Raw genomic sequence first — 16,623 nt, forward strand, 5'->3', positions numbered from 1 at the left:
TCGGACCGTCAACAAGGGCACCTTCCGCTACGTATAGCGATGTGAAGGTGCCCTTCCTTTCTCAAGCGGTGTTGACGCCGATGGCGGAGCCGATGAGGTAGGTGGCGCCGGCGGCGGCCGCACCGAGGAGAAGCTGGCGCAGGCCGGCGGCCCACCAGTGGCGGCGGGTGAAGCGGGCGGTGAGCGCCCCGACGACGAACAGGCCGAGGCCGCCGATGCCGAGGGCCAGCCACAGCGACTCGCTGCCGAACAGGTAGCTGAGCAGCGGGATCAGCGCGCCGACCGAGAAGCAGACGAACGACGAGATCGCCGCTGTCCAGGGGCTCGGTTTGCTGTCGGGGTCGATGCCGAGTTCTTCGCGTACGTGCATGCGCAGGGCCTCGTCGGGCTGGGTGCGCAGGTCTTCGGCGAGCTGCCGGGCCAGTTCGGGCGAGATGCCCCGGTCGATCCAGCGCTGGGCCAGCTCGGCGGCCTCCGCGGCCGGGTTGTGCCGCAGTTCCCGGCGCTCCTTGGCGACCTCGGCCTCGATCTGCTCGTTGGCGGTGCGCACGCTGGCGTACTCGCCCAGCCCCATCGAGATGGCCCCGGCGACCAGGCCGGCGACGCCGGTGAGCACGACGGTGTGCGCGCTCACCCCGGCGCCGCCCACACCGGCGATCAGGCCGATGTTGGTGACCAGCCCGTCCATCGCGCCGAAGGTGGCCGCGCGCAGCCAGCCGCCGGAGACGTCCGCGTGCTCGTGGTCGATCGGCGCCACCGCCCCGGCCGGACGCGCGCCGATGTCGGCCGGCACGGGCCCGACCGGGCGCGCGCCGCTCTCGGCGGTCACGGCGGGGTCGGGCTTGTCGGGGTTCACGGCAGGGTCAGGATGTCCGCGCCGGACTCGGTGACCACCAGCGTGTGCTCGAACTGGGCGGTCCAGAGACGGTCCTTGGTGACCACCGTCCACGAGTCGCGCCAGGTCTCGTACGCGATGGAGCCGAGTGTGATCATGGGCTCGATGGTGAACGTCATGCCCGGCACCATGATGGTGTCGGCGTTCGGGTTGTCGTAGTGCGGGACGAACAGTCCGCTGTGGAAGGACTGGCCGATGCCGTGCCCGCCGAAGTCGCGCACCACGCCGTAGCCGAAGCGCTTGGCGTACGACTCGATGACCCGGCCGATCACGTTGATCGGGCGCCCCGGCGCGACCGCCTTGATGCCCCGCATCATGGCCTCGTGGGTGCGCTCGACCAGCAGCCGGGCCTCCTCGGCGACCTCCCCGACGCAGAACGTGGCATCGGTGTCACCGTGCACGCCGTCCTTGAACGCGGTCACGTCGACGTTGATGATGTCGCCGTCCTCGATCACCGTCGAGTCCGGGATGCCGTGGCAGATGACCTCGTTCAGGCTGGTGCAGCAGGACTTGGGGAAGCCCTTGTAGCCCAGCGTCGACGGGTATGCGTCGTGGTCGAGCAGGAACTCGTGCACGAGCCGGTCGAGCTCGTCGGTGGTGACACCCGGCTTGCAGTGCTCCCCGGCGAGCTGCACGGCCTGCGCCGCGATCCGCCCCGCGACCCGCATCTTCTCGATGGACTCGGCGTCCTGGGTGAGCGGGCCGTCCCAGCGCTTCGGCTGCTTGCGGCCGACGTACTCGGGACGGGGGATGTGGGCGGGCACCTCCCGCCACGGGGAGAGCTTGCCTGGGGTCAGCGTCGCGCGGCCGTTCATGCCCTGAACTCTAGCGCTCGGCGAAGACCGGGGCTCCGTCGATGCTGTGCGCGTTGCGGGTGGCCCGGTAGTGCTCGCGCTGTTCGGGCGTCTTGTGGTCCCAGAACTGGACGAGCAGGTCGCGGTCGCCGTCGTACGACATCAGGGGCACGCCGTAGCCGCAGGAGTCCGACACGCGGGTGACGTCGATCACGACGATGCTGCGCAGGCCGACGTGCGGCGGGGCCGGGAAGTGCTTGATCAGCTCGGCGGCCCGCGGGTCCTCGGCGAGCACCGACTCCCCGTGCCCGTGCAGGCGGTAGATCTTGGGCGGGCCGTCGAACGCGCAGACCATCAGCACGATGCGGTTGTTGTCGCGCAGGTGCGCCATGGTCTCGATGCCCGAGCCGCCGTACTCGTAGTACGCCACCTGATGGGGGCTGAGCACCGCGAAGGAGTCGGTCAGGCCCTTGGGCGAGAGGTTGACGTGGCCGTCCGGGTCGGACGGCGCGGTGGCCACGAAGAAGACCCGCTGCGCCATCAGGAAGTCACGGATCCGGTCGTCGATCTGCTCGTACACCTTGCCCATGCCCGCGACGCTACCCCCGCACCCGCCCCCTCACCGCCCCCACTCCCATGACCTGGGACACCCGCCCCGACGGGGCGTCGGGCACAGCGGCCCAGAAATACACGTTGGCCTATCTGGATGAGAAATTCGCGATCGAACTCATCCAGATAGGCCAACGTCTATGAAAAGCGGGATGCCGCGCCGGGGGCGCGAACGGTCAGACCGTGGCGAAGAACTCGGCGCGGTTGGCGCGGGCGTGGCGGACCTGGGTGGCCGCGCTCACCAGGGCCTGGAACAGGGCGTTGGTGGCCATGTCCTCCGGGTGCCACTGCACACCGACCGCGAACGGGTGGTCCGGGTGCTCGACCGCCTCGATCATGTCGTCGGTGGTGCACCAGCCCGTCGGCACCAGCCGGCCCGGATCCTTGACGGCCTGGTGGTGGTACGAGTTCACGACCGCCTCCGCACCGTACAGCTCGCGCAGGCGGGAGCCGGTGGCGAAGCGCACCGGGTGCTCGGCGTACACCTTCACCGGCCCGTGCGTGGTGTGCTCGCCGCTGCCGGGTACGTCGGGCAGGTGCTGGTGCAGCCGCCCGCCGGAGGCCACCGTCATCACCTGCATGCCCCGGCAGACGCCGAGCAGCGGCAGGCCGGTCTTCAGCGCGATGCGTACCAGCGGCAGCTCGCCCGCGTCGCGCAGCGGGCTGGTGTAGACCTTCGGGTGCGGCGTCTCGCCGTAGCGGGCCGGCTCGACGTCGGCGCCGCCCGCGACGATCAGCCCGTCGAGGCCGTCGAGGACCTCGACGCCGCCGTCGGCCATCGGGGGCACGAGCACCGGCCGGCCGCCCGCCTTGGCCACCTGTTCCGTGTAGGCCCAGGGCACGACCGCGGCGCGGGTGTCGTGCACGAGGAATCGGGTCGTTTCCACATAGGTGGTGATACCGATCAACGGTCTGGTCACATCGCTCACAACGGCGTCACGTAGGCCCCGGTAATGCCCCCGTCCACGACGAACTGGGAGGCGGTGATGAATGAGGAGTCGTCACTGGCGAGAAACGCTACCGCCGCGGCGATCTCTTCGGGCTCGGCGAACCGGCCCATCGGCACATGGACGAGTCGGCGAGCCGCCCGCTCCGGATCCTTCGCGAACAGCTCCATCAGCAGCGGCGTGGCCACCGGGCCGGGGCACAGCGCGTTGACGCGCACCCCCTGCCGGGCGAACTGCACGCCCAGCTCGCGGCTCATCGCGAGCACGCCGCCCTTGCTGGCGGTGTAAGCGATCTGACTGGTCGCCGCGCCCATCAGGGCGACGAAACTGGCCGTGTTGATGATCGAGCCCTTGCCCGCGGCGAGCATGTGCGGCAGGGCGTACTTGCAACACAGGTAGACGCTGGTGGTGTTGACCCGCAGCACCCGCTCCCAGGCGTCGAGCCCGGTGTCGAGGATCGAGTCGTCGTCGGGCGGGGAGATCCCCGCGTTGTTGAACGCGATGTCCACGCGCCCGCGCCGGGCCGCGACGCCGTCGAACAGCTCGCGCACCTGGTCTTCGTCGGAGACGTCGCACTGCACGAACTCCCCGCCGACCTCTTCGGCGATCTTCTTGCCGGCTTCCTCCGCGAGGTCGACGGCGACGACGTACGCGCCCTCGGCCGCGAACCGCCGCGCCGTGGCCGCGCCGATGCCGCTGGCCGCTCCGCTGATGACCGCCACCCGGTCCTGCAACCGCCCCATGCCCTGCCTCTGCCTGCCCTTCGCTGTTCCGATGACCGGTGGCGCCCGCGACCCGTGCTTACAGCGTGCGGGACGCGGACGGGGCACCGCTGGAGTTTCACTCGGTGGAGATGAAGACGTTCTTGGTCTCGGTGAACGCCAGCGGGGCGTCCGGGCCCAGCTCGCGGCCCAGTCCGGACTGCTTGGCCCCGCCGAACGGGGTCCAGTAGCGCACCGAGGAGTGCGAGTTGACGCTCAGCACGCCCGCCTCGACGCCGCGGGCCAGCCGCAGCGCACGGCCCACGTCCCGGGTCCAGATCGAACCGGACAGGCCGTACTCGGTGTCGTTGGCCAGCCGCAGCGCCTCGTCCTCGCCGTCGAAGGCCAGTACGGACAGCACCGGCCCGAACACCTCCTCGCGCCAGTGCCGCTCGCCCCGGTCGCGCGCGGCCAGCACCGTCGCCGGGTGCCAGAAACCGGCCCCGGCGGGTGCGTCGCCGCGCATCAGTACGTCCGCGCCGGCCACGTAGCCCGCGACCCGGGTGCGCTGCTCCGCGGTGATGAGCGGGCCCATACCGGTGGCCGGGTCCATCGGGTCGCCGCAGCGCCAGGCCGTGACGTGGGGCTCCAGCAGGGCGAGGAAGTCGTCGTACACCTCGCGCTGGACGAGCAGGCGGGACCGGGCGCAGCAGTCCTGTCCGGCATTGTCGAACACGGCCCCGGGCAGCGCGGCGGCGGCCTTGTCCAGATCGGCGTCGGCGAACAGCAGCGTGGAGTTCTTGCCGCCCAGTTCCAGGGTCACCCGGGTCAGGTCGGCGGCGCAGGCGGCCATGATCTGGCGGCCCACCTCCGCGGACCCGGTGAAGCAGATCTTGCGTACGCCCGGATGGGTCACCAGCGCGTGCCCGGTGACCTCGCCGTGGCCCGGCAGCACAGTCAGCACTCCCGGCGGCAGCCCGGCTTCGAGGGCCAGCTCGGCCAGGCGCAGCGCGGTCAGCGGCGTGGTCTCGGCCGGTTTCACGATGACCGTGTTGCCCGCGGCCAGCGCAGGGGCGAAGCCCCACGCGGCGATCGGCATCGGGAAGTTCCAGGGCACGATCACGCCGACCACGCCCAGCGGCTCGTGGAACGTCACGTCCACGCCGCCCGCGACCGGGATCTGCCGCCCACACAGCCGCTCCGGCGCACCGGAGTAGTAGTCGAGCAGGTCGCGGACGTTGCCGGCCTCCCAGCGCGCGTTGCCGACGGTGTGCCCGGCGTTGCGCACCTCCAGCAGCGCCAGCTCCTCGACGTGCGCGTCGACCACGGCCGCGAAGCGCCGCAGCAGCCTGGCCCGGTCGCCCGGGGACACGTTGCGCCAGCTCTCGAAGGCCTTCGCGGCGGCCCGCACGGCCGCGTCGACGCCGGCCGCGTCGACCGGTTCCACCGAGGTGATCAGCTCCTCGGTGACCGGGTTGATGATCTTCACAGCCGCTCGAACCCCCGCACCAGTTCCCAGTCCGTCACCGCGGCGTCGTACGCGGCCAGCTCCACCTGCGCGGCGTGCCCGTAGTGCTCGACCACGGCGTCGCCGAACGCCTCCCGGGCCACCGCGCTCGACTCCCACCGCAGCAGCGCGTCGCGCAGCGTGGCGGGCATCCGGGCGGCCGCGGGGTCCTCGTACGCGTTGCCGGTGAACACCGGTTCCAGCGGCAGCTCGTTGTCCAGGCCGTGCAGCGCCCCGGCGACCAGCGCCGCGATCGCCAGGTACGGGTTGACGTCGCCGCCCGGCGAGCGGTGCTCCACCCGCAGCGAGTGGTCGTGGCCGACCAGGCGCAGCGCGCAGGTGCGGTTGTCGCGCCCCCAGCGCAGCGCCGTCGGCGCGAACGAGCCCGCCTGGTATCGCTTGTACGAGTTGATGTTCGGCGCGTACAGCACGCTCAGCTCGGCCGTCGTCGCGAGCAGCCCGGCCAGCACCTGCTCGCCCAGCGGGCTCAGCCGGTCGTGCTCGGCCATCACCGGCCGTCCCTCCTCGTCACGCAGCGAGAAGTGGATGTGGCACGAGTTGCCCTCGCGCTGGTTCGGCTTGGCCATGAAGGTCAGCGACATGCCCTGCGCGGCGGCGATCTCCTTGGCCCCGTGCTTGTAGATCGAGTGCTGGTCGGCCGTCTTCAGCGCCTCGGCATACCGGAAGGCGATCTCGTGCTGGCCCAGGTTGCACTCGCCCTTGGCGCTCTCCGGGGCCAGCCCCGCCCCGGCCATGCCCAGCCGGATCGCCCGCAGCAGCGGCTCCACCCGCGACGTGCCCAGCAGCGAGTAGTCCACGTTGTAGCCGTTGGCCGGGGTCAGCCCCTGGTAGCGCTTCGCGGCCGCCTGCTCGTACGTGTCGGCGTAGACCACGAACTCCAGCTCCGTGCCGATGTACGCGGTCAGGCCCCGCTCGGCGAGGCGGTCCAGCTGCCGGCGCAGGATCTGCCGCGGCGACTGCACCACCGGCGAGCCGTCGTGCCACAGCACATCGGACATCACCAGAACCGTGCCGGGCAGCCACGGGACCGGGCGCAGCGTGTCCAGATCGGGCCGCAGCACGAAGTCGCCGTAGCCCTGCGACCAGCCGGAGACGGCATAGCCGTCGACCGGGGTCATCTCCACGTCCACCGCGAGCAGGTAGTTGCACGCCTCGCTGCCGTGTCCCACCACCTCGTCCAGGAAGTACGCCGCGTGCAGCCGCTTGCCCTGCAGGCGGCCCTGCATGTCCGTCATGGCCAGCAACACCGTGTCGATGTCGCCCGCCTCCACCATCGCGCGCAGGCGCTCCACCGACCACATGCCCACAAGGTCTACCGCCCCCACCCACCCACGTCAACAAACCCGAATACATCGCTGATCGTGGCGCACCGCCGCCCACCTCCTGCCGCAACTCTTGAAGACTTGCCGGATCCGCCACGTGTTGAGGCCGCGAGTCTTCAAGAGTGGCGACCGAGGGGGCGGGCGGGACGCGCAAAGTTGTGACCGAGGGCTTCCGTTCGGGGGTTGTAGCGGGTACCACTGACCAGATGGGAGCGAGTGCACGGGCGGTGATCATCGGGGGCGGCGTGGTCGGCTGCTCCCTGGCCTACCACCTCGGCCGGGCCGGGTGGCGCGACACGGTGCTGCTGGAGCAGCACGAGCTCACCGACGGCAGCACCTGGCACACCGCCGGGTTCGTCACCTCCATGCGCGGCCCGGACGGCCCCGGCTGGCACGCCCGGCTGGCCGGATACCTGCCCGCGCTGGCGGCCATGCTGCGCGCCGAGACCGGACACGACCCCGGCTGGCGTCCCGTCGGCGGGCTGCGGCTCGCGCTCAGCCACACCCACGTCGACGAGCTGCGGCGGCTGGCCCGCCGCGCCGACGAGCTGGGCGTGCCCCTCGAGCTGCGCGGCGCGTCGGCGACCATGAACCTGGTCCCCCGGCTCGACCTGTCCGACGTGCAGGCCGCGGCCTGGCTGCCGGGCGAGGGCTTCGTACGCCCGAAGGACTTCGTGAACGCGCTGGTCGCGGGGGCCGTCGCGCACGGGGTGAGCATCCGCACCGGAGTCCGGGTCACCGACATCGACACCACCGGCGGGCAGGTCCGGGCGGTGCACACCAGCGACGGCATCATCGAGACCCCGCTCGTGATCAACGCGGCGGGGGCGGCGGCGGGCGCCGTCGGAGCGATGGCCGGCGTCGTGGTCCCGGTCGTGCCGATCCTGCACCAGTACGGCGTCAGCGAGGTGCTGCACCCTGCGCTCGACCCGGACACCACCCCCACCTGCCGGATCCCCGAGCAGTCGCTCTACCTGCGGGCCGCCAACGGCTGCGTCATCGTCGGCGGCGGCCGGCCCGACCCGGTGCCCGCCTGGCCGGCCGGCGACGCCGAACCCCTGGCCAAGGCCCGCGAGCTGGCCGCGCCCGACGAGGAGGCGTTCGCCCCGCTGTGGCAGCTGGCCGGTGAGCGCATGCCTGAGCTGCGCCGCAGCAAGCTCGCGAAGATCATGCACGGGGTGGAGGCGTTCACTCCCGACGGCGCCCCGCTGGCGGGCCGCTCCGCCCTGCCGGGCCTGTGGATCGCGGCCGGGTTCGGCCTGCACGGCATGGGTCTGTCCGGCGGCATCGGCCGCCACCTCGCCGAATGGATCACCTCAGGCACCGCCAGTTGGGAGCTCGACGCACTGCTCCCCGAACGTTTCGGCGCCCCCGCCGCCAACCGCGACTGGACCACCTCCCGCGCCCTCGACACCCTCCGCCGCTGACCCGCCTGGGTCACTCGGTGGAAGGTTTGGCGGCGGGAGCGGCGGGAGCGGCGGCGGGGCCGGGGCTGGTGACGGTGCTGGCCAGCTGTTCCCAGATCATGCCGGTCTGGTGGGCGAGCGCGCCGACCACGGCGGGCACCACGGGCAGCAGCCAGTCGGCGACCCAGCCGTGGTGGGCCAGGTTGAGCACGACGATCGCGGCCACCGCGCCGCCGACCCCGTGCGCGCTCGCCCGCCAGGCGGCCCGGCCGGAGTGGGAGATCGCGGCGCGGCGGGCGGCCTTGTCGCTGAGGTTGGGGAAGCCGGACAGCGCCTTGGCGTCCCGGCGTCCGAAGTTGAAACCCGACACGGCGAGGGTGACCGCGCAACCGGTCACCACGGCCGCCAGGGTGTTACGGGTCAGCATCATCAGCAGCGCGGCGGACGCGCCGCCGGTGCCGACGGCGACCACGGCACGGATCCACTCCTGCTTCTCTCCGGGATACCAGTAGTACTTGGTGGTGGTGTCAGAGAGCTGTTTAACGATCCGCCCCATAGGGGTAGTCACCTCGCCGGCCGTCACATCTGGTCAGCCACTATCGTTACTTAACGTAGTTAGCTAGGTGCGCAAAGTCACGAAAATGGCCGTGACTGCGGCGTGGCGCGCCATCCGGCCGCACCGTCAGAACAGGACCGTCGCGAACGCACCCACCTGCCGGAACCCCAGCCGCTGGTACACCCGGCGGGCCGGGGTGTTGAAGTCGTTGACGTACAGGCTGACGCTCGGCGCGACCCGGCGCAGCGCGTCGCGCACCACGGCCGCCATGCCGGCTATCGCAAAGCCGCGCCCCCGCCAGGACGGGTCCACCCAGACCCCCTGGACCTGCGCGGTATGCCGCGTCACCACCGCCAGCTCGGCCTTGAACACCACGGTGCCGTCGACGATCCGGGCGTACGACCGCCCCGCCTTCACCAGCTCCGCGACGCGCCCGCGATAACCACGCCCCCCGTCGTCGCCCAGCGGCGAGACGCCGACCTCCTCGGTGTACATCGCCACCGACGCCGGAAAGACGAGGTCGACCTCGTCGGGCCGGACCTGGCGCACCAGCGGGTCGGCCGCCACCGCGGGCGGGGTCTCCACGACCAGCAGCGGCTGGTGGGCGCGCACCGTGCGCTCGGGGCCCCAGGCCGGCCGCAGCAGCTCCCACAGGCCCAGCACGGCCTCGGACTCCCCCACCAGCGACGCGCACACGCGCGGCTGCCCGGAGACCATCTCGGCGAACGCGGCCACCGCGGCGGCGTCGGCGCCGACCGGGGAGACCTGCCCGCCCGACCAGAGCACCGCCTCCGGGTGCCGGCGGCTGCCGTAGCCGTAGAGCCTGCCGTCGGCGCGCCAGCCCAGCCCGCGTATCGCCACCCGCTCAGCCACCTGCGCCGCCGCGATCGGATACGCCGCCAGCAGGCGTTCCACTGCGGCGCGGTCAGCTTCGGCCAGCTGCCGCACCGGAAGGGTGAGCATGCCCACAGCCTAATGAGATCCGCGCGGCCCGCCAGTGGTATCCCCGGTAACACGGTTGTCGCCGACAGGTTGCCGATATATCGTAAACACATCGCTGATACGTCGACGATAATCATGAGCGGCCCGCGCCTTCGGGCCCACTGAACGAACCAGGAGAAAACGACATGTTCCGACGACACCACGGACACGACACGCACGAGCACGGGCACGGCCCGGGGCATGGCCACGACCCCCGACTGTTCGCCTTCGGGCCGATGCGGCCGCCGTTCGGCCCCGGCGGCTTCGGCCATGGACGCGGGCACGGCCGGGGACGCGGCCGGCGCGGCAACACCCGCGCGGCGGTGCTGGGCCTGCTGCTCGAGCGGCCGATGCACGGATACGAGATGATCTCCGAGCTGGAGACCCGCACCGGCGGGGTGTGGCGGCCGAGCCCCGGCTCGATCTACCCGACGCTGCAGCTGCTGGAGGACGAAGGCCTGATCGTCAGCGAGGAGAGCGGCGGCCGCAAGCGGTTCACCCTCACCGAGACCGGCCGGGCCGAGGCCGAACGCGCCGGCGAGTCCGGCCAGGGCCGACCGTGGCAGGACTTCGACGCCGACCACATCGCCCAGTCCCAGGAGTTCCGCGAGGCGGGCTTCGCCATCATGAGCGCCCTGCGCCAGGTCGCCATGTCCGGCACCCCCGCCCAGCGCCAGCAGGCTCTGGAAACCCTCCAGGACACCAAGCGCAAGCTCTACTCCATCCTCGCCGAGTGACCCCCGACGAAGAAGGCCCCGTTCCTGAGGAACGGGGCCTTCTCGGTTGTCCGGATCAGTGGACGGTGACCACCGCGGGGGTGGGCGCGTCGTCACCGAGCGGGTCGATGCCCATGTCGGCGGCGATCTTCATGGCCTCCTCGACCAGGGTCTCCACGATCATCGACTCGGGCACGGTCTTGATGACCTGGCCCTTGACGAAGATCTGGCCCTTGCCGTTGCCGGAGGCCACGCCGAGGTCGGCCTCGCGGGCCTCGCCGGGGCCGTTGACGACGCAGCCCATGACGGCGACCCGCAGCGGCGCCGGGAAGCCCTCCAGGGCCGCGGTGACCTGCTCGGCGAGGGTGTACACGTCGACCTGGGCGCGGCCGCAGGACGGGCAGGACACGATCTCCAGGCCCCGCTCCTTGAGGTTGAGCGACTCCAGGATCGCGGTGCCGACCTTGATCTCCTCGACGGGCGGGGCGGACAGCGACACCCGGATGGTGTCGCCGATGCCCTCGGCCAGCAGCGCGCCGAACGCCACCGCCGACTTCACGGTGCCCTGGAACGCCGGGCCCGCCTCGGTCACCCCGAGGTGCAGCGGGTAGTCGCACTGCTGCGCGAGCAGCCGGTACGCCCTGATCATCACGACCGGGTCGTTGTGCTTCACGCTGATCTTGATGTCACGGAAGCCGTGCTCCTCGAACAGCGAGCACTCCCACAGCGCCGACTCGACCAGCGCCTCCGCGGTGGGCTTGCCGTACTTCTCCAGCAGGCGCTTGTCCAGCGAGCCCGCGTTCACGCCGATGCGGATCGGCACGCCGGCCGCCGAGGCCGCCGCGGCGATCTCCTTGACCTTGTCGTCGAACTGCCGGATGTTGCCCGGGTTCACCCGCACCGCCGCGCAGCCCGCGTCGATCGCCGCGAACACGTACTTGGGCTGGAAGTGAATGTCGGCGATCACCGGGATCGGCGACTTGCGCGCGATCGCGGGCAGCGCCTCGACGTCGTCCTGGGAGGGCACCGCCACCCGCACGATCTGGCAGCCGGACGCGGTGAGCTCCGCGATCTGCTGCAGGGTCGCGTTGACGTCGGAGGTCAGCGTGGTCGTCATCGACTGCACGCTGATCGGGGCTCCCCCGCCGACCGGCACGCTGCCGACCATGATCTGCCGGCTCTGGCGCCGCGGCGCGAGCGGCGTGGGGGGAGCAGCCGGCATACCAAGGTTGATCGCAGTCACAGCACACTCACTTGTAGATCGAGATGGGGTTGACGATGTCCGCGGTGACGGTCAGCAGCGTGAACGCACCGAAGATCAGGATGACCGTGTAGGTCAGGGGCATCAGCTTGAAGTAGTCGACCCGGCCCGGGTCGGGCTTGTGCAACCGCGCGTACACCCATGAACGAATTCTCTCGAACCACGCGATGAACAGGTGTCCCCCGTCCAGGGGAAGCAGCGGCAGCAGGTTGAAGATGCCGATGAACAGGTTGAACGCGATGAACAGCCCGACGAACATGCTCCACGCGCCCTCCTGCGCGGCCTCGCCGCCCAGGATGCTGATGCCCACCACGCTGATCGGGGTGTTCGGGTCGCGCTTCTCCCCGCCGATGGCCGAGAACAGCGCCGGGATCCGCTTCGGGAACTCCTTGAGCGCCTCGAACGTCGCGCCGACCATGGTCCCGGCATACTGGGCGCTCGCGCCGACCGCCTCGCCGGGGCCGTACTTGACCAGGTAGGGAACGGTCGCGTCCAGGCCGACACCGATCGCGGCGACCTTCTGCACGCTGCCGTCGCTCATCTCGCGCTCGACCGTCGCGGGCGTCAGCTGCAGGGTCTGCGGTGCGCCGTCGCGCAGGACCGTCATCGTGGCGGTCTGGCCGGCGGTCAGCGGCCGGATCTGCTTGATCGCCTCGCCCCAGTTGGCCACCGCGGCGCCGTTCACCGCGATCAGCTTGTCGCCGTTGCGCAGACCGGCCTGGCTGGCCGGGCTGGCCGGGTCCTTCGCCTCGCACGCGCGCAGCGGCAGGCTGGTCACCACGCACGGCTGCACCGTCAGCACGGCCGGCTGGCCGTCGCTGGGCGCCTTGGTCGGCAGGTCCGGGTTGGGCAGGCCGGAGAAGACCGCCAGCCCCCAGATCGCGACGGCGGCCAGGATGAAGTGCACGATCGAGCCGGCCGACATCACGATCGAGCGCTTCCACACGGGGAAGCGCCACATCGCCTTGGGGTCGTCGGCGTCCTCGTCCTGCGGCGTCATGCCGACGATCTTGACGAAGCCGCCGAGCGGGACGCCCTTGACGCCGTACTCGGTCTCGCCGCGGCGGAACGACCACAGGGTGGGACCGAAGCCCACGAAATACCGGGTCACCTTCATGCCGAAGGCCTTCGCCGTGCCCATGTGGCCGGCTTCGTGCAGGCTTACGGAGATCAGGATGACAAGCGCGAAGAGGGCGATCCCCAGGGCGTTCATCAGGCGCTCTTCTCCTTGATCAGGTCGTGTGCGCGCGTGCGCGCCCAGTGCTCCGCGGCGAGCACGTCCTCGACGGTACCCGGTTCGTCGAAGTCGGGCGCACCGTCGAGGATCTCCCCGACGGTGTCGACGATGGCCAGGAACGGCAGACGGCCCGCTGTGAAAGCCGCCACACACTCCTCGTTCGCCGCGTTGTAGATCGCCGGCCGGCAGCGCCCGGCCCGGCCGGCGGCCTTGGCCAGCTCCACCGCCGGGAACGCCTCATTGTCCAGCGGGCGCAGCTCCCAGTTGTGCGCGAGCGTCCAGTCGACCGGCGCGGCCGCCTCGGGCACCCGGTCCGGCCAGCCCAGCGCCAGCGCGATCGGCAGCCGCATGTCCGGCGGGCTGGCCTGCGCCAGCGTCGAACCGTCGGTGAACTCGACGAGGGAGTGCAGCACCGACTGCGGGTGCACCATCACCTCGATGTCGTCGTACGCCACGTCGAACAGCTCGTGCGCCTCGATCACCTCGAGGCCCTTGTTCACCAGCGTCGCCGAGTTGATCGTCACCACCGGGCCCATGTCCCAGGTCGGGTGCTTGAGCGCCTCCTCGACGGTGACCGCGCCCAGCTCCTCACGGCGGCGGCCACGGAACGCGCCCCCGCTCGCGGTCAGGATCAGCTTGCGCACCTCGGCCCGGGTCCCGCCGCGCAGGCACTGCGCCAGCGCCGAGTGCTCGCTGTCGACCGGCACGATCTGCCCCGGCTTGGCCACCGCCCGCACCAGCGGCCCACCGGCCACCAGCGACTCCTTGTTGGCCAGCGCGAGGATGCGCCCCGCCCGCAGCGCGGCCAGCGTCGGCGCGAGCCCCAGCGAACCGACCACGCCGTTGAGCACGATGTCCGCGGGCCACTGGGCCAGCTCCGTCATCGCCTGCGGTCCCGCGAGGATCTTCGGCAGCTTGAAGTCGCCGGACGACCACCCGCGGCGCTGCGCCTCGGCGTAGAACGCCAGCTGCAGGTCCTGCGCCGCGGTGGACTTGGCCACCCCGACCGCCTCGACCCCCAGCTCCAGCGCCTGCTGCGCCAGCAGCGCCACGTTGCCGCCGCCCGCGCCCAGCGCGACGACGCGGAACCGGTCCGGATTGCGCCGCACGATGTCTATGGCCTGTGTGCCGATCGACCCGGTGGAGCCGAGCAGCACTATCTCGCGGGGGATCATTCCTTCATTCTCGCCGAGCCCGCCGGGTGCCCGCTGCGGGGGCTACTCGTCGAGCCCCTCTTTCGTGATCATGTACAGCTCTGCCTCGATGTCGTACCAGCGGTGGGTGCGGCCGACGTGGGTCATGCCGATGCGGTGCATCACCGCCAGCGAGGGCACGTTGTCGGGGCGGGCGATGGCGTGGATCTCTGCCAACCCGAGCGCCCAGCCGTGCGCCAGCACGGCCCGCCCCGCCTCGGTGGCATACCCGTGGCCCCATGAGTCAGGGTGGAAGTGCCAGCCGATCTCGACCTCGCCGCGGCCGTGCCCGTCGGCCGGCGGCGGCAGCGGCTTGAGCAGCACGGACCCGGCGACAGCACCGGTGTCGCGCCGCTCGACCGCCCACACGCCGTAGCCGGGTTCGGCGGCGTAGAACTCGCACCGCCGGTCGATGACGAGCTGCGACTGCGCCGGGTCGGCCAGCGGGGTGGGCATGCCGAGCCAGCGGGTGACCTCGTCCCGCCGGTAGATGTCGTAGTTGCGGGCCAGGTCGGCGGAGCCGTCGGTCCACTGCCGGATGATCAGGCGCGCGGTTTCCAGGCGCACCTCAGACCTCCGCCGGTGGGGGCATGTCGTCGGGCCGGCCGACCCGGTGGGCATACCGGTCGACGACCACCGCGATCGCCGCGTCGTCGGCGGGGGTGATCAACCGCCGGGGCACCGTGATCTCGCCGACCCCGGCTGCCACGAACCGCCAGAAGTGGTCGGGCCGCACCACCTGCGACAGGCCGGACCAGCTGTAGAAGACGTCTCCGCTGCCGGTCGTGAGCCGTACCCCGAGCACGTCGATCAGCACCGTCATCGGCGCGTACTTCACATCGGGCGTGCCGCGCACGGCCAGCCACGCGGACAGTGCCGCGTCCCCGGCGAACAGCACGGCGAGCAGGCCCAGCCAGACGGCTCCGAAGGGGAAGGGCCAGGCCTCGCCCTCGTTCCACAGGTAGATCATCCAAAGGGCGACCGTGCCGCTGACCAGCGCCACGAAGGCGCTCACCCGGTTCTGGCCCGCCCGGTGCAGCGCGGCCAGGCGCAGGAATTCGGGCCGATCCCACAGCCAGGTCACCTGGACCGTGTCCTCACCGTGCAGCTGCATCGGGGCAGTATGGCCACCGGCCCGGCGAAGGTCAACGGAGCGGGGCGCTCGCCGGCCCGGCCGTGGGCACGGCCCGGCGAGCGCTCAGGTCAGCTGCGGAACGGTCCGGTGACCTCGTAGGTGATGCCGCCCGACGAGGAGCCCGAGGTGCCCCGCTGGGACGAGAAGTAGAAGCGGTTGCCGGCCGGGTTGAACGCCGGTCCGGTGACCTCCGAGGAGCTCTGCCCGGTGATGCGCAGGAACGGCGCGATGACGTCGTCCGGCGTGATGACGCAGATCTCCAGGTTGCCGCCGTCCTCGGCGACGAACAGGTCCCCGCTGGTCGCGCTGCCGGTGATGTTGTCGACCCCGGTCAGCGGCGGTGTGCCGCTCACCAGCGAGTCGTCGTACGCCAGCTCGATCTGCGACGTCGCGGTGTTGTACGCCCAGACGCGGTTGTCGCCCTTGGTGGTGAAGTAGACGATGCCGTTGTCGTACCAGCAGCCCTCACCGCCGTTGAACCGCTTCACGCCGCTGACCTGGTTGCGGGTCACGGTCGGCGAGCCGTCCGGATCCGGCACGGTCGCCCAGGTGAGCATGACGTTCGTGCCGGAACCGCCCTTGGCCACCTGGAGCGTGCCGGTGGCCAGGTTTCCCCAGGTGTTCGGGATGAACCGGTAGAAGCACCCGTTGGTCTCGTCCTCGGTCAGGTAGATGACGTGGTTCACCGGGTCGCAGGCGGCGGCCTCGTGCTTGAACCGGCCCATCGCCGGGCGGGCCGCAGCCGCGTTCACACCCCACGGGTCGGTCTCCCAGACCCGGCCGGTCGACGTCTCCTCGCAGGACAGCCAGGTGTTCCAGGGCGTATGCCCACCCGCGCAGTTGGTGGAGGTCCCCGACAGGATGCGGTACGCGCCGGTGACGGTGCCGCCGGAGTTGAACTTCACCGCCGACGCCCCGCCCGCGGACACCTCGGAGTTGGACACGTAGATCCAGCCCGAGCCGTCGGCGAAGCACGCCCCGCCGTCGGGGGCGGCGTGCCAGGTGTACGACGTGCCGGACACGGTCTGGCTGGACCGCGCGATGACCCGGCTGGTGAAGCCGGAGGGCAGCATGATGCCGTTCGCGTCGGCGGCCTGCAGCGCCCCGTAGGGTCCCGGGCCGGGCTGCGCCGGGGCAGCGAACGCCTCTTTCCACAGCGCACCCGAGAAGGCAGCGGCCGCGCCGCCCACGACCCCGGCCCGCAGCACGTTACGACGGTCCACAGTAGACCTCCACGATGGTCGATGTCTGTCAGCGAGCACGCTAAGAGCCCCAGACGTCGCCCATCCCGTGATCAGATGAACGTCTTATGTCCCAACGGTATCCGGCCGCGACGCAACCA

Annotated in this window: 17 protein-coding genes; 2 read left to right on the forward strand and 15 right to left on the reverse strand. The window is 71.3% G+C overall.

What is annotated here, in order from left to right; genetic code table 11:
• Positions 1-61 precede the first annotated feature (61 nt).
• From F9C41_RS15550 to F9C41_RS15580, 7 genes are all read right to left on the reverse strand, one after another.
• On the reverse strand, positions 62-757 hold the full coding sequence (locus tag F9C41_RS15550; protein WP_155387550.1) for a VIT1/CCC1 transporter family protein: 696 nt from the start codon (positions 755-757) through the stop codon (positions 62-64).
• 95 nt (positions 758-852) lie between these two features.
• A complete protein-coding gene (gene map / locus F9C41_RS15555) occupies positions 853-1,710 on the reverse strand; it encodes a type I methionyl aminopeptidase (RefSeq protein ID WP_155387459.1) in 858 nt (285 codons plus the stop codon).
• A gap of 10 nt (positions 1,711-1,720) precedes the next feature.
• A complete protein-coding gene (locus tag F9C41_RS15560; protein WP_155387460.1) occupies positions 1,721-2,278 on the reverse strand; it encodes a pyridoxamine 5'-phosphate oxidase family protein in 558 nt (185 codons plus the stop codon).
• Positions 2,279-2,474: 196 nt separating this feature from the next.
• Positions 2,475-3,227, reverse strand: a complete 753-nt coding sequence (locus F9C41_RS15565) for a gamma-glutamyl-gamma-aminobutyrate hydrolase family protein (protein ID WP_155387461.1) — start codon at positions 3,225-3,227, stop codon at positions 2,475-2,477.
• On the reverse strand, positions 3,224-3,988 hold the full coding sequence (locus F9C41_RS15570; RefSeq protein WP_155387462.1) for a 3-oxoacyl-ACP reductase: 765 nt from the start codon (positions 3,986-3,988) through the stop codon (positions 3,224-3,226). The genes F9C41_RS15565 and F9C41_RS15570 overlap by 4 nt, the downstream gene beginning before the upstream one ends.
• Before the next feature lie 97 nt (positions 3,989-4,085).
• A complete protein-coding gene (locus tag F9C41_RS15575; RefSeq protein WP_407924702.1) occupies positions 4,086-5,429 on the reverse strand; it encodes an aldehyde dehydrogenase family protein in 1,344 nt (447 codons plus the stop codon).
• 2 nt (positions 5,430-5,431) lie between these two features.
• Entirely contained in the window at positions 5,432-6,775 is a 1,344-nt protein-coding gene (locus tag F9C41_RS15580) for a glutamine synthetase family protein (RefSeq protein ID WP_155387464.1), read from the reverse strand.
• Positions 6,776-7,002: 227 nt separating this feature from the next.
• On the opposite strand from F9C41_RS15580, the gene F9C41_RS15585 reads away from it, so the two are divergent.
• The gene (locus F9C41_RS15585; RefSeq protein ID WP_155387465.1) at positions 7,003-8,223 is read left to right on the forward strand and encodes an NAD(P)/FAD-dependent oxidoreductase; all 1,221 of its coding nucleotides are present in this window, start codon (positions 7,003-7,005) and stop codon (positions 8,221-8,223) included.
• A 10-nt stretch (positions 8,224-8,233) separates the two neighbouring features.
• Here the strand turns inward: F9C41_RS15585 and F9C41_RS15590 are convergent, their stop codons facing one another.
• On the reverse strand, positions 8,234-8,758 hold the full coding sequence (locus F9C41_RS15590; RefSeq protein WP_155387466.1) for a hypothetical protein: 525 nt from the start codon (positions 8,756-8,758) through the stop codon (positions 8,234-8,236).
• Positions 8,759-8,884: 126 nt separating this feature from the next.
• Positions 8,885-9,721: a GNAT family N-acetyltransferase gene (locus F9C41_RS15595; RefSeq protein WP_155387467.1), complete on the reverse strand. Its 837-nt coding sequence runs from the start codon at positions 9,719-9,721 to the stop codon at positions 8,885-8,887.
• 164 nt (positions 9,722-9,885) lie between these two features.
• Between F9C41_RS15595 and F9C41_RS15600 the strand changes: the two genes are divergently transcribed.
• A complete protein-coding gene (locus tag F9C41_RS15600; RefSeq protein WP_155387468.1) occupies positions 9,886-10,476 on the forward strand; it encodes a PadR family transcriptional regulator in 591 nt (196 codons plus the stop codon).
• Between the two features lie 55 nt (positions 10,477-10,531).
• Here the strand turns inward: F9C41_RS15600 and ispG are convergent, their stop codons facing one another.
• The 6 genes from ispG to F9C41_RS15630 form a co-directional block, all read right to left on the reverse strand.
• On the reverse strand, positions 10,532-11,698 hold the full coding sequence (ispG, locus tag F9C41_RS15605; RefSeq protein ID WP_155387469.1) for a flavodoxin-dependent (E)-4-hydroxy-3-methylbut-2-enyl-diphosphate synthase: 1,167 nt from the start codon (positions 11,696-11,698) through the stop codon (positions 10,532-10,534).
• A gap of 7 nt (positions 11,699-11,705) precedes the next feature.
• The gene (locus tag F9C41_RS15610) at positions 11,706-12,932 is read right to left on the reverse strand and encodes a M50 family metallopeptidase (protein WP_155387551.1); all 1,227 of its coding nucleotides are present in this window, start codon (positions 12,930-12,932) and stop codon (positions 11,706-11,708) included.
• Complete coding sequence (gene dxr / locus F9C41_RS15615; protein WP_155387552.1) at positions 12,929-14,110, reverse strand: 1-deoxy-D-xylulose-5-phosphate reductoisomerase; 1,182 nt, start codon at positions 14,108-14,110, stop codon at positions 12,929-12,931. The genes F9C41_RS15610 and dxr overlap by 4 nt, the downstream gene beginning before the upstream one ends.
• Before the next feature lie 60 nt (positions 14,111-14,170).
• Positions 14,171-14,713, reverse strand: a complete 543-nt coding sequence (locus F9C41_RS15620; RefSeq protein ID WP_230689622.1) for a GNAT family N-acetyltransferase — start codon at positions 14,711-14,713, stop codon at positions 14,171-14,173.
• A 1-nt stretch (position 14,714) separates the two neighbouring features.
• Positions 14,715-15,260: a hypothetical protein gene (locus F9C41_RS15625; RefSeq protein ID WP_155387471.1), complete on the reverse strand. Its 546-nt coding sequence runs from the start codon at positions 15,258-15,260 to the stop codon at positions 14,715-14,717.
• Between the two features lie 89 nt (positions 15,261-15,349).
• Complete coding sequence (locus F9C41_RS15630) at positions 15,350-16,504, reverse strand: alkaline phosphatase PhoX (protein ID WP_155387472.1); 1,155 nt, start codon at positions 16,502-16,504, stop codon at positions 15,350-15,352.
• Between the last annotated feature and the right edge of the window lie 119 nt (positions 16,505-16,623).

The sequence above is a fragment of the Catellatospora paridis genome (assembly GCF_009720365.1).
GTDB classification, from domain to species: Bacteria; Actinomycetota; Actinomycetes; order Mycobacteriales; family Micromonosporaceae; genus Catellatospora; species Catellatospora paridis.

Coding starts and splice junctions, on each gene's coding strand:
- F9C41_RS15590 (WP_155387466.1), bottom strand. CDS start 8,758: ATGGGGCGGATCGTTAAACAGCTCTCTGACACCACCACCAAGTACTAC.
- F9C41_RS15560 (WP_155387460.1), bottom strand. CDS start 2,278: ATGGGCAAGGTGTACGAGCAGATCGACGACCGGATCCGTGACTTCCTG.
- F9C41_RS15625 (WP_155387471.1), bottom strand. CDS start 15,260: ATGCAGCTGCACGGTGAGGACACGGTCCAGGTGACCTGGCTGTGGGAT.
- map (WP_155387459.1), bottom strand. CDS start 1,710: ATGAACGGCCGCGCGACGCTGACCCCAGGCAAGCTCTCCCCGTGGCGG.
- F9C41_RS15580 (WP_155387464.1), bottom strand. CDS start 6,775: ATGTGGTCGGTGGAGCGCCTGCGCGCGATGGTGGAGGCGGGCGACATC.
- F9C41_RS15600 (WP_155387468.1), top strand. CDS start 9,886: ATGTTCCGACGACACCACGGACACGACACGCACGAGCACGGGCACGGC.
- F9C41_RS15570 (WP_155387462.1), bottom strand. CDS start 3,988: ATGGGGCGGTTGCAGGACCGGGTGGCGGTCATCAGCGGAGCGGCCAGC.
- F9C41_RS15595 (WP_155387467.1), bottom strand. CDS start 9,721: ATGCTCACCCTTCCGGTGCGGCAGCTGGCCGAAGCTGACCGCGCCGCA.
- F9C41_RS15585 (WP_155387465.1), top strand. CDS start 7,003: ATGGGAGCGAGTGCACGGGCGGTGATCATCGGGGGCGGCGTGGTCGGC.